Below are 19093 nucleotides of genomic sequence, written 5' to 3'. Positions count from 1 at the left end.
TATGTCTGGTACTACGATGATAGTGTTAATCGTATTTATATCTGTAGGTTCAGGTGTGATTTACGATATGTATAAAAAGCACCTTGAGTTTAAACACAAGATGCAAAATAACAACAGTGATTCAAACAAACAACTGAGCGCGGTAAACGCTGAAGTGCTTGCACTCAAAGAACGAGTACAAACGCTTGAAGCTATCGTGACTGATTCTAGCTTTGCGGTAAAACAAGAAATAAATAAGCTATAACACGTTAAATTGGTATAAGTGCGCATTTTCTGGCTGCTCAATCCCATGAGCAGCTAAAAAACCACTGATAGCTTGATTACATCCTTGGGGCGCTCTACCACTGTCAATTTCAAAATTAAGTTGATTTGCAGATTGCTTACCTAATGAACACAAATTTAGTGCATTATGAGAGCGCAGCACAACACTTAGCAGCCCTATTTGCTCAGCTACAACGTGCTGGCTAAAACGCGCAAATCCATTGTATTTAAAATGCTCGTTAACATAATCATTACTGATTTTAATTAACGCATTTATTAAGCCATGTAAAAAACCGTTTGCTGAGCTATCTGATGCCAAAAATACAACCGTCTTAGCATTAAACTCACCTAACTGACACTCATCGCACGTAAGTTGTACTGTGTATAAGTAGTTATCGCTATTGATAGCCTGTATTGCAATTAAACGTAACTGCTCACCTGCAAATATACATCGCGCGATAATGGCATCAATGTCATTAGCCGGATAATTTTGATTACAGATCAATTCCGAATTTTGCGCCATTAAAGGCAAATCATGATGGTTATTAAATGGCGTACTTAAACCACTTTCGTGTGTTAACTGAAAAAGTTCACGTACTTCGTGCTCTCTTGCAACTTTTAAAGCCAGCAAAGCAGTTTGAATGAGCTCTGACGTAGGCAAGTTTTCTTCAACATACCAACGCCTACCAAACAGCAGTTTTTTAGCTTTGTTGCCGCTTTGGTAATTATCAGGGCTAAGTATCGCAACTTGCAGATAAATTTGATTGTCTTTTTTTGCAGCAAGCACCCTAAAGTGAGCTGAAAATTCAATATTACTTAGTACTTCATTAACACTGTCGAGAGAGTGTTGGTAACGTAAAAAGTGCTGCGGTACAACCCAATTTTTATTAGCAAGTTGTACCAACGGTGCATATGAAATTGGCTGCTCAAAGCTTTGTGGCCATTTAGTGTTATTTTTTGGATGTGAACCAATCTGTGTGTTTTTATCGAGCATAAATAAACCAAATATATTTGCGCAAGGCAGGCGTAAATTATATGTACTCTACGAGAGTAATATGACAAATAGATCACACAAGACCTGTTATTTTAGGTTTTTAATTCAACTAATTGTTGATAATCATTGAGCACGTTTTGAAAATATACAGGGTCTTTATTTATCATACGTGTGTAATGCTTAATTAACTGGCAAAGATACATTCTATGAGCTGTGTTGTTTTCTTCCCACATAATTGTACCTGTTGAGCTAATAGGTTGTTCGCTTTCAAAACTAACGTGTAAAACTTCATAAAAACGTTTATTTTCTAATACTATTTGCTCTGTAACTAAGCCTAAGCCTAATTTATGCAGCCCTTTTCTCAAGCTATAAGTATGATGTACTGGGCATAAAATAAAGCTTAATTTTGATAAATCATGATTGGTGTTATTTATTATTATTTGCTGTACTAACTTAAGCAATAATTCCCCTCCCACACCAGCAATAATAACAAGTTGCTTTGCTGAAGGAGTTAGTTCAAGACAGCCAACGTCCTGACACTTTACCTGCCACTGTTTAGCTGTTTGCGCGCAGCTAAAACGAGTTAATGTTTTGCTCAAATCAGCCATTAATGCAGGCACAATATCAACAAAAATAATTTTATCCGCAAGATTGCGCTTTAAAATCGCCATACCTAAAAACCCATGATCACAGCAACAATCCCAAATGATATCGTAAGACTCTGTGATCAATGTGTTTATAGTATTAAGGCGGTTACTCAATTTCATTTATAGTGACGATTGCGACGTTTTATAGATCAACACTTTTAAGCTTCTATCACTGTCTACATCAACAAAACCTTGCGTAGGTGCTAAACGTTTAACAAACTCAATTGCACCTTGCGTATGCTCGCTAATGAGCATTTTAAACGACTCTTCGCTTAATTCTGGGCTGTTAGCGCATAACAATAGCTGCGTGTTGCTATTGAGTACCTCTGGCAAGCGACGCAATACTTTTTGATAATCTTTAGTGAGTATAAAGCTGCCTTTTTGAAAGCTGGGTGGATCAACAATAATTAAATCAAAAGGCCCTGCTTTTTTGAGCTTGCCAAACGATTTTAAAATATCGTGCGGTAAAAAACTTACGCCGCGATCAAAGCCATTTAATTGGTGATTTTGTTTGCCAGTGCGTAGCACTCCTTTATTCATATCCATGTTTACAACACTATCTGCACCACCATGCATTGCCGCCACTGAAAACCCACACGTGTACGAAAATAAGTTAAGCACCTTAGCGTGTTTACTCTGCGCTTGCACAAACTCTCGACCACTGCGCATATCAGGGAAAATACCGGTGTTTTGGCGGCTCATTAAGTCAACTAAAAAGGTCGCAGCGCCTTCTTTTACTGTATGCGGTTGTGGTAACTCGCCATATAACAAGCTGTTTTTTGTTTGTAGGCCTGCGCGCTGTTGAAACACCAGCGACGTAACGAGTTCTTTTGCGTGCGTTTGTGACCACTGCCATACAAGCTCGCTTAACTGCAATAATGTTTGATCATCCACTTCTTCATACGATACTAAAAATAAACATGGCGGATAAAAATCAATATTTAAATGACTTAATTGCGGCGTAGTGTGCCCACGGCCATGAAAAACACGGCAAAGTTCATTGTTTGCCAAAGGCGCACCTTCGAGTGCTGTAATAAGGGGTGTAAAATTATGCATTTTTAATTAACTGTTGTTGTAGTTCATGGATTTCATCACGTACAGATGCGGCTTTTTCAAATTCTAAGTCACTGGCATAGGCATGCATTTTTGCATCAAGTTGCTTGATTTGCACTGCAATCTCTTTAGCGCTTAGCACTTGTTTACTTTCTTTACGGATCAGTTTTAAATTGTCTTTTGGACCCGCTTGTTCGCCGGTATCCATAATATCGGTGATTTTCTTAATTAACGCTTGCGGCTCAAGGCCATGCTTTACATTATAAGCATGTTGGATCTCACGGCGGCGCTGCGTTTCGTCAATCGCTTTAGCCATTGATTTAGTCACGCGATCGCCATATAAAATTGCACGACCATTAAGATGACGAGCGGCACGGCCAATCGTTTGAATAATTGCGCGTGCTGAACGTAAAAAGCCTTCTTTATCTGCATCAAGTATCGCAACAAGCGACACTTCTGGCATATCTAAACCTTCTCGAAGTAAGTTAATGCCCACTAACACATCAAATACACCGGCCCTAAAATCACGAATTATCTCAATCCGCTCAACAGTATCTATATCCGAATGCAAGTAACGCACTTTTACATCATGCTCAGCAAGGTAATCGGTTAAATCTTCTGACATACGTTTAGTCAACGTGGTTACTAATACCCGTTCATCAATCTCAACGCGCTTGTATATCTCCGACAGTAAATCATCAACTTGTGTAGCTACTGGACGCACTTCAATTTGTGGGTCAAGTAAGCCCGTTGGGCGAATAACTTGCTCAGCAATGTCATCACCGCAGCGTTCAAGCTCAAAATCACCAGGGGTTGCTGAGACATAAATAGTTTGCGGTGCAATTGCTTCAAATTCTTCAAAACGCAGTGGTCGGTTATCCATCGCTGATGGCATACGAAAACCATATTCTACGAGGTTTTCTTTACGACTACGGTCGCCTTTATACATGGCGCCTATTTGCGAGACTGTAACGTGGGATTCGTCGATGATCATCAATGCATCATCAGGTAAATAATCGAGTAAAGTTGGTGGTGGATCGCCCGGTGTACGCCCTGATAAATAACGACTGTAGTTTTCTATGCCTGAGCAATAACCCAGCTCGGTCATCATTTCAATATCGTACTGAGTGCGTTGTGCAACTCGCTGCTCTTCGACTAACTTATTCGCACTGAGCAACTGCGCACGACGATCTTTTAATTCAGCCTTGATATGCTCAACCGCATCAAGAATTTTTTCTCTAGGTGTCACGTAGTGCGTTTTAGGATAGATAGTTGCACGGACAATGTGTTTCTCAACAGCGCCCGTTAATGGGTCAAAAATGCTCAAGCGTTCTATTTCATCATCAAACATTTCTACTCGTACTGCAAACGTGTCTGACTCCGCAGGGAAAATGTCCACAACTTCACCACGAACGCGATAAGTACCACGACTAAAATCAATATCGTTACGTGTATATTGAATTTCAGCTAAGCGACGCAGCATATCGCGCTGATCAACTTTTTCGCCTACTTTTAATAACAGCATCATCTTCATATATGATTTAGGATCGCCCAAACCATAAATAGCTGATACCGATGCCACAATAATCGTATCCCGGCGCTCTAATAACGCTTTTGTTGCACTGAGCCGCATTTGTTCTATGTGTTCGTTAATTGATGCATCTTTTTCAATAAATGTGTCACTTGAAACTACATACGCCTCAGGCTGATAGTAATCATAATACGATACAAAATATTCAACTGCGTTATGAGGAAAAAACTCTTTCATCTCGCCATATAGCTGCGCTGCTAACGTTTTATTATGTGCCATGATGATCGTTGGACGATTCAAATCACTTATTATGTTAGCCATTGTAAACGTTTTACCCGTGCCCGTTGCGCCTAACAAAGTTTGATGAGCAAGGCCAGCTTCTAGCCCTTCACACAACTGAGCAATCGCGCTTGGTTGGTCGCCACTAGGGGTAAACTTTGATACCAATTGAAAATGGTCACTCATGCATGGCACTCCTTAATTGGTTGATTACTTATTGCATTAAGCTCTTTCATAAACCATTTATATGCCACTATACCTGTAAAAACATTACCAATAGCTGCACCAATTAATAGCCCCTTCAGACCTGCAAGCTCATTACCTAAATAAGCAAAAGGGATATAAAATATAAATAATCTAATCACACTTAAAAACAATGCATTCATTGGTTTATGCAACGCGTTGAATGACGAATTTGATAAAATAATAACACCTTGAAAACCATAACTCAGCGGCAAAATATATATAAATAATTGTATAACATCGATAACCACTTGCTCTTTACCGAACAATTGACTGATTACCCCCGCGCATGCAATCAATACTAAATAAATAATAAATTGCCAGATCATCACAAACTTTAAAGTTGTTGTGTAAGCTTCTTTAACTCGTCCAAGTTTACCTGCTCCAAAGTTTTGGCTGATAAACGGCGGTAAAGTCATCGATAAAGCTAACACCACTAAACTAGCAATTGACTCAATCCGACTTCCGACCCCAAATGCCGCAACGGCCTCTGGCCCATGAAACGCCACAAGCATCGTCATGATCGCCATTGCAATAGGAGTAAGCATATTAGCGCCCGCTGCTGGTAATCCAATTTTTAAAATTTTACGAATTGAACTTATCGCAGTTTGTTTTTTTGCTTTTAAACTGAGAAGCCTTTTTTTTACGGCTAGTAAATATAAAATGATCACTACAGCCACAGACCACGCAATGACACTGGCTATTGCTGCGCCTTGAATACCTAGTGCGGGAATGGGTCCGAAACCAAAAATAAGCATTGGATCAAGCACCGCGTTAATCAGCCCTGCCCCGCCCATTACAATACTGGGTGTTGTTGTATCACCACTGGCCCTCAACACTGAGTTACCAACCATTGGCGTAATTAAAAATACACTACCAATAAACCAAACACTCATATAATCATGGATAAACGGCAATACCTGTTCACTGGCACCTAATAAAGTAAATATTGGATTGATCAGCACATAACCCAGCAACGATAAACACAACACCATTACCACTGCAATTAACAATGCCATGCTGGCATCAAAACGTGCTTCTTCTAATTTATTACTCCCCAGCGCTTTAGCAATAACAGCTGATGTACCAATGCCAAGCCCGATCGCCAAACTAATGACGGTAAACGTAACCGGAAAGGTAAAACTCACCGCAGCTAAGGGTTCTGTTCCAAGTAAACTAATAAAAAATGTATCAACGATATTAAACATCATTAACGTGATCATGCCGAATATCATCGGGATCGTCATTTTTTTCAATGTTGGTAATATGGGGGCATTTAATAAATCGGGAGATGTTTTGGTCTGCAAGGTTGCACGCATGAGAATAAATAAGCCTCTTTTACTAAGCAGACTATTTTAAAGCATCATCGCTTTGCAAGCCACGCATTTATACACTGAATGTAAATTGAGTTAGAAAACCGCTGATAAAGTAAGGAAAACTTACTTTTTTACGCCCTTCATAAATAAATTTGTATTAAACCCCTATTAAAACAATAAAAATACATTTAGATAACTAAAATTACAAAAACGCTGCGTGAAACGCTGATTTTTTACACAATAATTTTGTATATCAAATCGTCACGAATAAATTTACTCATCAAAGGCGCTACTTTTACAATGCTTTATTAAACCACTGTTTTATAAGCATTAAAAAAAACTGATTTTAATGCTTGATATCCTTACAGAGCCCTAGAACAGTAGTCCCGCAGATGTTCTTAAAGTTTCATAAACAGAGTTATCCACAGAAACCGTGGATAACTCTCTCAAAGCCGCATTTATAAAGGCTTCTGAAGCAACCTCAAATACTGCTCTATAACTTAGTTGGCAAATACTAACTTTAACAGAATTGACTTAAACAGCTCAAAAAACAAACTTAGCGTGTAAATACACTATCTTTGAGTCTCACTAAACCTCTTTTCTGTACACTCCATATAAGCTAGTTAGCTGTTTTTAAATATAACTACCTACAATAATTTGAAATGAAAGCATGCCACCGCGTTACTAACGTATTTTTATTAAGGCTCTCTTTATTTTACTTGTTCATCTATAAATACAGTTCGGAACAAATCAAGAAGTTAATATTTAATCAATAAAAAGTACTGAACACATTATTTTAATTCTCATAGAAAAAGACTGATTTTATAAATTTGACTCCATTTAAGTATCCAAATAATCATTTACGTGATTATTCAATTATCGCGTTTGTTTAAATAACAGCCGCTTTTGTGGTTTTGCCTGTTTTTAAACCGCGGGTAACTAATCAATAAACAGGCAATCTCTGTCATAAAACCATCAGATCGAACATAAAAACATCGAATAGACTTCTTTTTTTAATTTATGACTTTTATGTGTTGACAGTTTGCGGCGCGGTCATTAATATTTCGCCCCGTTGAAAGGCATATACGCTTCCCCCTTAGCTCAGTTGGTTAGAGCGACGGACTGTTAATCCGCAGGTCCCCCGTTCGAGTCGGGGAGGGGGAGCCAATTTTTTCAACCATAAACGATTCCCCCTTAGCTCAGTTGGTTAGAGCGACGGACTGTTAATCCGCAGGTCCCCCGTTCGAGTCGGGGAGGGGGAGCCAAGTTTATGTAATATGATTGTAGTTCCCCCTTAGCTCAGTTGGTTAGAGCGACGGACTGTTAATCCGCAGGTCCCCCGTTCGAGTCGGGGAGGGGGAGCCAAATCATATAAGTTATTGTAGTTCCCCCTTAGCTCAGTTGGTTAGAGCGACGGACTGTTAATCCGCAGGTCCCCCGTTCGAGTCGGGGAGGGGGAGCCAACTTAACTTGCACAAATCAAATAGACTTTCCTGTATAATTCCACTACCCTACACATATCAAATTAATACACTCTGTTAATCATACTGACAAGTATAAGAAATTTTGATTGATCAAGGATTTGACTCCTTCCCTTTTGGACGACTGAAAGACTAAGACATGGCTGGCTTTAAAAAACTTATATTTATACAATTGTTATCTTGGCTACTATTTGCAAGTGTTGGTGGTTACTTTATAGCTGCGGCCTTCGACGGTGCTGCAAGTAATGCCCAAAAGAAAGCACAACTCGTAGTTAGTAACTATATTAACTCTCATTCTATCTCTGAAATAAACCCAGAGAAAATTCAGCGCGCACTTGCTGATGGAAATACATTTTCTTCTTTTATATTGCGTGATTACGACGGTAAAGAAGTAATCAATATCCAATCCCCTATTCAACTACCCGCTTTTGCTAAATTTGTTGAATCAAGGTTTAATTCTATTCGGCCACAATTTGCCGTTAATAGCGCCGCTGACATCAAAGTAGAATTTACAATCAACGCTGTTAGCCTTGCTTCCCTGTTACAACAAGCCCTATTTATCGTTATTTTGATTTCAGGCATTGTAGCAATCATCCCTGTTATTTTTATGAAAGCGATGTTCAAACGCTTAAATAGAAATATCAGTATGACCGTAGCAGAAGTTATTGATGTTTATATTAATCAAAACCAAGTAGAAGCAGGTCTTGAAACAGCGATTGATAACAGTAAGATAAAACGACTGGGCGCAGATTTAATTCCGAGCTTTAATCGTTTATCTCACTTTTTACAAAGTAAACATGACGATATTGAAAATGCCGCTCATTCTATAAAACAAGAAGCATATAAAGATGTAGTAACTGAGCTGGGCAATCGTAATATGTTTGTAGAGTATTATGAAAAGAATATCGAAAGCAGTGAAAAGAGCACCTTTGGTTCGTTAGCCATGATACGCTGTAGTGAATTACAATCAATAAACCAAACACGCGGTTACCAAAGAGGTGATGAATACATCAAAGCTGTTGCTGATATTATCAAGCATATTAGTGGCACATACACTGACAGCAAAGTGTTTCGCTTAAATAGCTCTGATTTTGCGGTTGTTTTACCCAATGTCCCGCTTAAAGAATCTGAACGTTTTGGTGATAATTTACAATCACGCTTTACTCAATACCAACAAAACCAAGAACTAAGCTCGGTGGCAAACACAGGCATTGTTGGTTACGAGAAAGGTAAACCATTGGGAGAGTTACTCTCAATTGTAGATAATGCTATGAGCATGGCACAATCAAAACAAACAAATGCATGGCATGTACAGCGCGAAACTGATTTAGTAAATAATGTGAGTGCTGGTTTTGGTAATCAAAATTGGCGTAAAGTTATAAATGAAGTAATAGAAGCCGAACGTGTTCATTTAGTAATGCAAAATATAATGCCAATTGGTAAAAGTATTAAAGCCTATGCTGAAATACAAGTGCGTTTTAAAACCGCTGAAAACCAAGTTCTTCCTACGGCCTCATTTTTAGCGATGGCTGAAAAACTGGATATGGCGATTGAAATTGATCGTTTAATTATTGATACTTCTCTTGAAAAAATAAAAAGTCGTAATTTCTCTGAAAAATATTTTGGACTCAACGTTACTGCATCCAGTGCCCATAATGATCAATTTGTTATTTGGTTAGAAAGGCGCTTACTTAAAGAGACGAATATTGCTTCAAAGCTGGTATTTGAAGTCAGTGAGTTTGGCTTACAACAAAATATTAAAGCCAGTAAACGCTTTATTGATATGATACATCGTGTTGGTGCGCGTATTACAGTTGAGCGGTTTGGTGTTGGTTTAACCTCATTTAAATTTTTCCGTGATTTGAAACCTGATTTTATCAAAATGGATGCAAGTTATACTCGCGGTCTTGAAGAAGATAAAAACAATCAGTATTTCATGCGTTTAATGGTAGATTTAGCACACCGAATTGGGGTTAGCGTTTTCGCTGAAGGTGTTGAAAGCCAAGAAGAAAAACACATTGTTGAAACTTTATGTTTAGATGGCGTACAAGGTTATTACATCGAAAAACCAAAAGATATATAGAAACACCTTAAAAGATTCAACGCTTAGTTATATAAAAAGGGCTCCAGCATATGCAGAGCCCTTTTTGCTATCTCAGGCTTAAGATCCCCCTCTGTAGCAAAATCGTATCTAACTTTTAACGCACTCGTTAGCTTAATCCAATAGCTATACCCAAGCCACCTCAAGATGCGAGTTTCAGTTGGAATTAAAAGCAATTTAGGCAAGGCATTGATTGCAAATAATGGTTGTTCCCTTGTTAAAATCAATAACGCAGTATAAATTGCTTTTAAACCAACCCGTTGGGCGTTTCACAGGCGCTTACTCTCAGCGTTGTTACTTCTTAAAAGGGACTGCCATTGTTGCAAAGTAACGCCTTGATATTAAACACCTGTGAAACGCTGAAGTCTGCATCTTGAGATGGCTTGGGTATATCATAATTATCATATGCAACTGTTATATGAGTAATTAATAATCCCAGGGCAATTAATACCAATCGTGTAAGTTACTGACCACTTATAGCGACAAGTAAATACAGTGATAACAAGGCAGAAATTTTGACATGGTGTTGTTCTCGGCAATTGCTCCTGCATTGCTCTACCTCCTGCATCCATGCAGTCGTACATGAAAAATCACTAACGCTATTAGCGCTTTATTTAGCCCGCTAGAATGGTTAAATATTTAAGTCGATTGGTATAACCTGCGTAGGAACATGCTCATTGTATGAATAACTATGGTATGAAATTATATATTGCATTGGTTTTGTATATTTGCCTTCTACGTGTTGTTAAACAGCCAATAAAAAAGGATAATGTCGACGTTTATTATAGCTTGAGGCGAACATGACAGAATATGTCTTGCTGTTGATCGGCACTGTGTTGGTTAATAACTTTGTATTAGTACAGTTTTTAGGTTTATGCCCATTTATGGGGGTATCTGGCAAGCTAGATACCGCTATAGGCATGTCACTTGCAACCACTTTTGTATTAACTCTTGCCTCGGTAACAAGCTATTTAGTCAATCAATATATTTTGATCCCGCTTGATATTACCTTTTTGCGTACTATGAGCTTTATTTTAGTCATTGCTGTGGTCGTTCAATTTACTGAAATGGTCGTTAGAAAAACCAGCCCGACACTTTATCGCTTACTCGGTATATTTTTACCTTTGATCACCACCAACTGTGCAGTATTGGGTGTTGCCTTGCTAAACATTAAAGAAGATCACTCATTTTTACAATCAGCGGTATATGGCTTTGGTGCTGCCGTTGGCTTTTCTATGGTACTTGTTTTATTCGCAGCACTGCGTGAGCGTTTAGCTGCTGCAGACGTACCTACCCCTTTTAAAGGCGCATCAATTGCCATGATCACAGCTGGTTTGATGTCTATGGCCTTTATGGGCTTTACAGGATTAGTGAAATTTTAACATGACCTTGTTTTATGCATTAATTGCGCTTGGTTCACTTGCGCTCATCTTTGGGTTGATATTAGGGTTTGCCGCTGTGCGCTTTCGTGTACAAAGTAACCCTATTGTAGAACAAATTGACACTATTTTACCGCAAACCCAGTGTGGTCAGTGTGGCTACCCGGGTTGCCGTCCTTATGCTGAAGCTATCGCCAACGGTGACGAGATTAATAAATGCCCTCCCGGTGGTGAGTCAACAGTAAAAAAACTAGCTGATTTAATGGGTGTTGAAGCCAAACCATTAGCTGGCGGCGAGCAAGCTGAGCCAGTTAAAACTGTTGCCTATATTCGTGAGGATGAATGTATTGGTTGCACAAAGTGTATTCAAGCCTGCCCTGTAGATGCCATTGTTGGTGCTACACGCCAAATGCATACAGTGCTTATTGATGAATGTACTGGTTGCGACCTGTGTGTTGAACCCTGCCCTGTAGACTGTATTGATATGCTACCCATTGAGCAAACTAAGCAAAATTGGAAATGGCAGTTAAATACAATTGAAATCACGCAGGTAGATTAGGAAGCCACATGGAACAATTACTAAATCAAATAAAAAAAGGTAAAGTGTGGCCATTTCCAGGTGGGATCCACCCACCTGGGCAAAAAACACTGTCTAGCACACAGCCCATTACTCGCCTACCCCTGCCTGATAAACTTGTTGTGCCTCTTAAGCAACATATTGGTGCCAATGGACAGCTTATAGTTGAAAAAGGCCAACGCGTATTAAAAGGACAAGCGCTTACACAACCTATCGCTAATTGGTCAGTACCTGTTCATGCACCTACATCAGGCGTGATAGAAGATATTTGCCACGCCCCATCTGCGCACCCTTCTGCACTGCCAGAACTCAGTGTAATTATAATACCAGATGGCGAAGATACCTGGTGTGAGCTGCATGTAGCTTCCGCTCCGAGTAAATTATCGCATGAACAACTTATAGATATCATTCATCAAAGTGGTATTGCTGGTATGGGGGGAGCTGGTTTTCCTACTTACATCAAAGCCGATAGTAGAAAGGCCATTGAATATTTAGTTGTCAATGCTGTTGAATGTGAACCTTATATAACCGCTGACGATCTACTTATGCAAGAACATGCACAAGGGATCATTAACGGAATTGAAGTGATGCAGCAATTACTCACTCCAACCCTTACTATTGTTGGCATCGAAGATAATAAACCCGATGCAATTGCAGCGATGAAAAAAGCCGCACAGCACGCTGATAACATCATTGTTCAGACTGTGCCGACTATTTATCCGTCAGGCGGCGAAAAACAGCTGATTAAGTTGCTCACAAACAAAGAAGTACCTAGCGGTGGGATCCCTGCTGATATTGGCGTGCTCGTACAAAATGTGGGTACTTTATTCGCGATTAATCAAGCCGTTTATGAAGGTAAGCCACTTATAGAACGCGTGATCACCGTGACAGGTAATACGATTCATAAGCCCGGCAATGTCTGGGCACTCTTGGGCACAGAGATAAAACACTTACTCGACTGCCAAGGTTTCTCACCTGTACCACAGCAACGTGTTGTAATGGGTGGCCCAATGATGGGGTTTACATTACCCACCGTGCGTATTGGTGTAGTCAAAACGACCAACTGTATTTTAGCCCCTGATCATAATGAACTTGCAGAGCCCGGCCCTGAAAAAGCCTGCATTCGCTGCAGCGCATGTGCAGATGCTTGCCCTGCCTCTTTATTGCCTCAACAATTGCAGTGGTTTGCTAAATCTCAAGAGTACGACAAGTTAAAAGAGCATAACTTATTTGACTGTATTGAATGTGGCGCATGCGCCTATGTTTGCCCAAGTGAGATCCCTCTTGTTCAATACTATCGCGTTGCAAAAGCTGAAATTAAAGAAAAACAAGAAGACCAAATTAAAGCTGAACGCGCAAAAGTACGTTTTGAATTGCGTAATGCCCGATTAGAACGCGAACAAGAAGCCCGAAAAAACCGCCATAAGCGTAAACCTGCCACCGAAAAATCAGCCGATGAAAAACAAAAGATAGCCGATGCGTTAGCTCGCGTAAGTAATAAGCCCGCAAAAGACGATGAAAAATCGGCTGTTGCCGCAGCAATTGCTCGCGCTAAAGCAAAAAAACAAGGCGATCAGCTAGAGCCTGATAATAGCGAAGTAGCAAAAGAGCGTGCCGCACGTAAAGAGCAAGCGCGCCTTTATAAAGAACAAAAAGCCGCTGATACTAATGAGGCTACACATTCAGATGCCCCTGTTGATGACAAAAAGTCTGCTGTGGCTGCCGCCATTGCTCGCGCTAAAGCTAAAAAAGCCGCACAAGCTGATGCATCAACAACTACCGGGGATGCTCCAGTTGATGATAAAAAAGCGGCTGTAGCTGCTGCCATTGCGCGCGCTAAAGCTAAAAAAGCCGCGCAAGCTGATGCATCAACAACGACCGAGGATGCTCCAGTTGATGATAAAAAAGCAGCTGTAGCTGCTGCCATTGCGCGTGCTAAAGCAAAAAAAGCCGCACAAGCAGAGCAACTCGCTGCATCAAAGAATAATAATACTGAAGAAACGACAGTAGAAAACACACCAGCGGATGACAAAAAAGCGGCCGTGGCCGCCGCCATTGCGCGTGCTAAAGCTAAAAAAGCAGCGCAAGCTGAGCAACTCGCTGCATCAGAAAAGGTAAATACTGAAGAAGCGACAATAGAAAATACACCAGTGGATGATAAAAAAGCGGCAATAGCTGCTGCCATTGCGCGTGCTAAAGCTAAAAAAGCCGCGCAAGCTGAGCAACTCGCTGCATCAGAAAAGGTAAATACTGAAGAAGAAACAGTAGAAAATACACCAGTGGATGATAAAAAAGCGGCAATAGCTGCTGCCATTGCACGTGCTAAAGCTAAAAAAGCCGCGAAGGAGCAAGCTGATGAGGCAAATCCTCAAACTGAGACAAGTGAAACATCCGCAACATTCGAGCAAAATATAGAAGCTCAAGCACCCGTAAAAGAAAAACCTGAATTAACAGCTCAAGAGAAGAAAAAAGCCGCTGTAGCTGCCGCCATTGTGCGTGCTAAAGCAAAAAAACTACTAAAAGAAGGAAGTGATAAGTCATGAAGCTAACTATGGCCAGCTCGCCCCATAGCCACAGCCATAAATCACTCAGCAGATTAATGCTCACAGTGATTTTAGCCTGCATTCCTGGACTTATTGCCCAACTGTATTTTTTTGGTACTGGTGTATTAATTCAACTTATTTTAGCGTTAGTGACCGTCAGTGTGTGTGAAGCTATCATTATGCGTATTCGCAAGCGCGCTATTTGGCCTGCACTTAGTGATGGTAGTGCATGGTTAACTGGCGTGTTGTTAGCCCTAAGCATTCCGCCATTAGCCCCATGGTGGGTAATTGTAATAGGTTGCTTTTTCGCTATCGTTATTGTCAAACAGCTTTATGGTGGCCTTGGTTTTAATTTATTTAACCCCGCTATGGCTGCGTATGTGCTATTGCTTATCTCTTTCCCTGTGCAAATGACAAGCTGGCTCCCCGTTAACGAATTACTTGGTAAATCAATCGACTTAAGCCAACAGCTAGCACTGATTTTTAATGGTTTTACGAGCAGTGGTTTCAGCCTAGATCAGATGCGTGTTGGCGTTGATGGCGTAACAATGGCCACACCGCTTGATACGATAAAAACCGACGTAGCCCACGGATTAACCGTGTCAGAGAGTATGCAAAACCCACTATTCAACCAATGGACAGGCCTTGGTTGGGGATGGGTTAACCTTGGTTTCTTAGTCGGTGGTTTATACCTAATTAAAGCAAAAATAATTAATTGGCATATTCCAGTTGGTATAATTGCCATGCTTAGCGTATGCAGTGCGATAGGTTATATCGCATCCCCTGGCACCGAGCCTGGAGTGGTATTTCATTTATTTAGTGGCGCGACAATGATGGGGGCTTTTTTTATTGCAACTGATCCCGTATCGGCCGCCACAACAAATCGCGGACGTTTAATTTACGGCGCATTTATTGGTTTATTGGTGTATTTAATTCGTACCTTTGGTGGTTTTCCTGATGCCATGGCGTTTGCCGTATTACTGCTTAATATGGCAGTACCATTAATTGATTACTACACCCAACCACGCACTTACGGACACGGGGTAAATAAATGATTTTATCGTCGATGGGAAAAAATGGCGCCATTTTAGCCTTGTTTGCACTGTTAACCACAGGTGCAGTCGCCACTATTTTTAGCTTAACCAAGGACAGCATTGCAGAGCAAGAGCGCAAACAGCTCTCATCACAACTGCAAGAAGTGCTTGATGCCCACTTATATGATAATGCCCTCTACGAAGATTGTGCACTAATCGAGAATGATTTACTCAGCGCACGTGACTCGCAAACCGTGTATCGCGCGCGTAAAAATGGCCAAAACATTGCACTCGTTATGCGCCACGTTACGCCTAAGGGTTATAGCGGAAATATAGATTTATTAACCGCGGTATTTGCCAATGGTGAAATCGCAGGCGTGCGTGTAACAAAGCATGAAGAAACGCCCGGTTTAGGGGATAAAATAGAACTTAGAAAATCACCGTGGATCACCGTTTTCAAAGACCAAACAGTGTTAAGCACCGACGATAAGCGTTGGGCCGTAAAAAAAGACGGTGGTAACTTCGACCAGTTTACAGGCGCTACCATCACCCCTCGCGCCGTTGTAGGTTCAGTGAAAGACGCAGTGCTATTCGCTCAACAACACTTTGATGACGTTTTTGCGGCAGAAAACGCATGCTTGGCAGGTCAACTATGAGTCAAACAAATAACCCGTTAAAAGAACTAATCAACGAAGGCATGTGGAAAAACAACCCCGCTCTCGTTCAACTTCTCGGTTTATGCCCATTACTGGCAGTCACCTCCACAATTACCAATGCGCTAGGGCTTGGCTTAGCCACATTACTGGTACTTGTGGGCTCAAACGTTACTATTTCAGCCGTGAGAAATTGGGTACCAAAAGATATTCGTATCCCTGTTTTTGTGATGATCATTGCTGCATTTGTAACGATTATTCAATTATTAATGAACGCATACACATTTGGTTTGTATCAGTCATTGGGGATCTTCATCCCATTGATTGTCACTAACTGCGCCATCATTGGCCGCGCTGAAGCGTATGCCTCTAAAAATCCTGTGCATTTATCAGCGTTTGACGGCCTAATGATGGGCTTAGGGTTTATGGTTGTGCTAGTTGTTTTAGGCGCCATGCGTGAATTAATCGGCCAAGGCACTCTATTTGATGGTGCTGATTTATTACTTGGCCCATGGGCATCCGTTTTACGTATTGAAATTTTTAGTTTTGATAACCAATTTTTGTTAGCTATTTTACCACCCGGCGCATTTTTAGGCTTAGGTTTACTGATCGCCGCTAAAAATGTGATTGACGCACAAATAAAATCAAAGCAAGTTGCTCCACCAGAGCCTGAAAAAGGGCCGCGAGCAAGGGTCACCAGTTTAACTTAAGGGGAAGCGCATTATTTTATAATGCGTTTAAGTTGCATGAATAAAGAAAAACGTCACCAAATACTCACGCGCCTGCGCGACGATAACCCACATCCAGAAACCGAGCTTGAATATTCAAGCCCGTTTGAGCTACTTGTTGCAGTAACGCTATCAGCGCAAGCAACCGATGTGGGCGTAAATAAAGCCACACGTAAGCTGTTTCCGGTTGCCAATACACCACAAGCTATTTTAGATTTAGGTCACGATACACTGCGTGATTACATTAAAACTATCGGTTTATTTAATTCAAAAGCCGCCAACGTTTATAAAATGTGTGAAATTCTCGTCAATCAACATAATAGTATTGTGCCTGAAAATCGCGAAGCCCTAGAAGCCCTACCCGGCGTTGGCCGTAAAACTGCGAATGTAGTGCTCAACACCGCCTTCGGCTGGCCCGTAATAGCGGTAGACACACATATTTTTCGTGTTTCAAACCGAACTAAACTCGCCATGGGTAAAGATGTAGTAGCCGTTGAGCAAAAGCTTGAAAAGGTAGTCCCAAAAGAGTTTAAAGTAGACGTGCATCATTGGCTGATTCTACACGGGCGTTATACCTGTGTAGCGCGTAAGCCAAAATGTGGCAGCTGTATTATTGAAGACTTGTGTGAGTTTAAAGATAAAGTAGAGTAAATTAGTGACTGCTTTGAGCGACAACCGGACGCTGAAAAATTCGTAGCAACATCCAAAATGCGAGACCCGTCATTGAAACTCTATCATTTGGTAAAAATGATATTCTTATTTTATAGGGACAATTGAAACCAACGACGAACATAAATCATCACTGGCTTTTAAAATTAAAAGGTACAACTCAGTTTAATATATGTAATTATTGAATAACGACCATTTTATAATGGAAATTTTTAGCTAATAAAGGATTGATGAATGGCTCTTCTACGAATTTTTTTCACTGTTATTTTTGTTATATCTATCTCAGGATGCATAGGTGCAGGTGTTGTGTACTCTTATGATGAGGAGGAGAGTGTTTCTTTAACTAAATCAGAAGTAAAAAAGCAATTTGGTGAACCTTTAAAAGTAAAATCTGACCAAAAGAAAGAAGTTTGGTATTACAAAGCCAAAGACGAAAGCGTTAATGGTTTTTTTATTGGCCTTGGTATACCATTACCGCTATTTATTTTTCTAGATGAAAAACTTATCGTTGAGTTTGAAGGCGAAACAGCAACAAAATTGATATATAAAAATTCACAGCAAAAAACAGTTGGCGCATTTTGCAAGTTTGTACCAGCTCTGCACCATGGTCCAAATACTTGGTCTTGCCATTTGGGTACTAAATCTGGAGTGGTCTAAGTAATATCTTCCGTTCATAATAGCGATATTATAAATCATGAAACTACTGGTCTTAGAATTGGATTAGTTGATTTTGCTCAGCTTTCACAATCGTCCGCTTCTGGCACTTAGCTGAACTTCGGCAAAGAGCGAATAGCAGGCGGCCGATAAACTCGTTTTTGGACAATGCTGAGTTACGAAAGTAATGAGGCGAGGTTACTTTTAGATTAGAAAATCTATTGGTAACGTTGAACTGAGATTACTCTTACCTCGCCCAATATCTTTTAGGTTATCATGTCCACTAAATTTATAACTATCGGAACACATGCTATTACAGCACTAAACAATGCAATATTTTTAGTACTTTTAGCTATACCCAAACTATCTACTTCACGCAGTGCTTTGCTCTCTATCATTGCATCCTCTTCTTTCGAAAGCCATTGTTTAACCAAGGCTTGTTCAAAATCTTTGTAATTACTTGATTCACATTTTTTTTGAGCTAAAGAATACCCTTCAGTCTTTAACTGCTCAAAAAGAGAACACTTAAATTCCTTAATAGCTTCCTCTTCTACGCTTGTATCTTTTACGGAAATATATCCATTTTTAATTCTTTTTAGGATTCCAGGCTGCATTTTTAAAGCCATCCACTGACGAATATCTAGCGGGTTTTCACCATCCTTAATGGTGATTTCTCCCTCTGATGTTTTTACTAAAGTTGCCGCTGCATATTCTCCCCAGCTTTGATCACCCAATGGCGTTAACTTTGATCACTTACTTTCATTAAGCTTTGATCACGAAAATCACTCGATAATGATCACTTTTGTGTTCTTAATGATTTTGCCGATCAAAGCTTAACGCCACTCGTTACCGAGTTCACGTTTTATCATTTTTGTAGGTATGTTAAACCGTTATCTAAATCGTTTGATGAGGATAACAATAATGTCAACAAGACCTATATCTATGAGTAA

General features: G+C 40.2%; 16 protein-coding genes and 4 tRNA genes. 14 read left to right on the top strand and 6 right to left on the bottom strand.

Annotated elements, in window-relative coordinates; genetic code table 11:
• Window position 1 precedes the first annotated feature (1 nt).
• Window positions 2-244, top strand: a complete 243-nt coding sequence (locus tag ADS77_RS14290; RefSeq protein WP_054205719.1) for a hypothetical protein — start codon at window positions 2-4, stop codon at window positions 242-244.
• Here the strand turns inward: ADS77_RS14290 and ADS77_RS14285 are convergent.
• From ADS77_RS14285 to ADS77_RS14265, 5 genes are all read right to left on the bottom strand, one after another.
• Window positions 239-1255, bottom strand: a complete 1017-nt coding sequence (locus ADS77_RS14285) for a hypothetical protein (protein ID WP_054455019.1) — start codon at window positions 1253-1255, stop codon at window positions 239-241. The genes ADS77_RS14290 and ADS77_RS14285 overlap by 6 nt on opposite strands.
• A 92-nt stretch (window positions 1256-1347) precedes the next feature.
• Complete coding sequence (locus ADS77_RS14280) at window positions 1348-2022, bottom strand: tRNA (adenine(22)-N(1))-methyltransferase (protein WP_054455017.1); 675 nt, start codon at window positions 2020-2022, stop codon at window positions 1348-1350.
• A complete protein-coding gene (locus ADS77_RS14275) occupies window positions 2023-2958 on the bottom strand; it encodes a class I SAM-dependent methyltransferase (RefSeq protein WP_054455015.1) in 936 nt (311 codons plus the stop codon).
• The gene (gene uvrB, locus ADS77_RS14270; protein ID WP_054205715.1) at window positions 2951-4951 is read right to left on the bottom strand and encodes an excinuclease ABC subunit UvrB; all 2001 of its coding nucleotides are present in this window, start codon (window positions 4949-4951) and stop codon (window positions 2951-2953) included. Before uvrB ends, ADS77_RS14275 begins: the two co-directional genes overlap by 8 nt.
• Window positions 4948-6327, bottom strand: a complete 1380-nt coding sequence (locus ADS77_RS14265) for an MATE family efflux transporter (RefSeq protein WP_054455013.1) — start codon at window positions 6325-6327, stop codon at window positions 4948-4950. Before ADS77_RS14265 ends, uvrB begins: the two co-directional genes overlap by 4 nt.
• 1087 nt (window positions 6328-7414) lie before the next feature.
• On the opposite strand from ADS77_RS14265, the gene ADS77_RS14260 reads away from it, so the two are divergent.
• The 13 genes from ADS77_RS14260 to ADS77_RS14200 all read left to right on the top strand — a co-directional run bounded on the left by ADS77_RS14260 (window position 7415) and on the right by ADS77_RS14200 (window position 18146).
• Window positions 7415-7491: transfer RNA gene (locus tag ADS77_RS14260), tRNA-Asn, on the top strand.
• A 21-nt stretch (window positions 7492-7512) separates the two neighbouring features.
• A tRNA-Asn gene (locus tag ADS77_RS14255) sits at window positions 7513-7589 on the top strand.
• A 23-nt stretch (window positions 7590-7612) separates the two neighbouring features.
• A tRNA-Asn gene (locus ADS77_RS14250) sits at window positions 7613-7689 on the top strand.
• Window positions 7690-7710: 21 nt separating this feature from the next.
• Window positions 7711-7787 (top strand) — tRNA-Asn (locus ADS77_RS14245).
• Window positions 7788-7944: 157 nt separating this feature from the next.
• On the top strand, window positions 7945-9888 hold the full coding sequence (locus tag ADS77_RS14240; protein ID WP_054205713.1) for an EAL domain-containing protein: 1944 nt from the start codon (window positions 7945-7947) through the stop codon (window positions 9886-9888).
• Window positions 9889-10706: 818 nt separating this feature from the next.
• Window positions 10707-11288, top strand: a complete 582-nt coding sequence (gene rsxA / locus ADS77_RS14235; protein ID WP_054205712.1) for an electron transport complex subunit RsxA — start codon at window positions 10707-10709, stop codon at window positions 11286-11288.
• Between the two features lies 1 nt (window position 11289).
• Window positions 11290-11844, top strand: a complete 555-nt coding sequence (gene rsxB, locus ADS77_RS14230) for an electron transport complex subunit RsxB (RefSeq protein WP_054205711.1) — start codon at window positions 11290-11292, stop codon at window positions 11842-11844.
• A gap of 8 nt (window positions 11845-11852) precedes the next feature.
• A complete protein-coding gene (gene rsxC, locus ADS77_RS14225; protein ID WP_054455011.1) occupies window positions 11853-14405 on the top strand; it encodes an electron transport complex subunit RsxC in 2553 nt (850 codons plus the stop codon).
• Window positions 14402-15460, top strand: coding sequence for an electron transport complex subunit RsxD (rsxD, locus tag ADS77_RS14220; RefSeq protein ID WP_054455009.1), 1059 nt, complete (start codon window positions 14402-14404; stop codon window positions 15458-15460). Before rsxC ends, rsxD begins: the two co-directional genes overlap by 4 nt.
• Window positions 15457-16095 carry an electron transport complex subunit RsxG gene (gene rsxG, locus ADS77_RS14215; protein ID WP_054455007.1) on the top strand — a complete coding sequence of 213 codons (639 nt, stop codon included), beginning with the start codon at window positions 15457-15459 and terminating at the stop codon, window positions 16093-16095. The genes rsxD and rsxG overlap by 4 nt, the downstream gene beginning before the upstream one ends.
• On the top strand, window positions 16092-16802 hold the full coding sequence (locus tag ADS77_RS14210) for an electron transport complex subunit E (protein WP_054455005.1): 711 nt from the start codon (window positions 16092-16094) through the stop codon (window positions 16800-16802). The genes rsxG and ADS77_RS14210 overlap by 4 nt, the downstream gene beginning before the upstream one ends.
• Window positions 16803-16838: 36 nt before the next feature.
• Window positions 16839-17471 (top strand): endonuclease III, encoded by a 633-nt coding sequence (nth, locus tag ADS77_RS14205; RefSeq protein WP_054205706.1) that lies wholly within the window; start codon window positions 16839-16841, stop codon window positions 17469-17471.
• A 252-nt stretch (window positions 17472-17723) separates the two neighbouring features.
• Window positions 17724-18146, top strand: coding sequence for a hypothetical protein (locus ADS77_RS14200; RefSeq protein WP_054205705.1), 423 nt, complete (start codon window positions 17724-17726; stop codon window positions 18144-18146).
• A gap of 263 nt (window positions 18147-18409) precedes the next feature.
• Here the strand turns inward: ADS77_RS14200 and ADS77_RS14195 are convergent, their stop codons facing one another.
• On the bottom strand, window positions 18410-18877 hold the full coding sequence (locus tag ADS77_RS14195) for a hypothetical protein (RefSeq protein ID WP_054455003.1): 468 nt from the start codon (window positions 18875-18877) through the stop codon (window positions 18410-18412).
• Window positions 18878-19093 lie beyond the last annotated feature (216 nt).

It is taken from the genome of Pseudoalteromonas porphyrae, assembly GCF_001298125.1.
Classification (GTDB): domain Bacteria; phylum Pseudomonadota; class Gammaproteobacteria; order Enterobacterales; family Alteromonadaceae; genus Pseudoalteromonas; species Pseudoalteromonas neustonica.
This window is presented reverse-complemented; position numbering and strand designations above follow the sequence as displayed.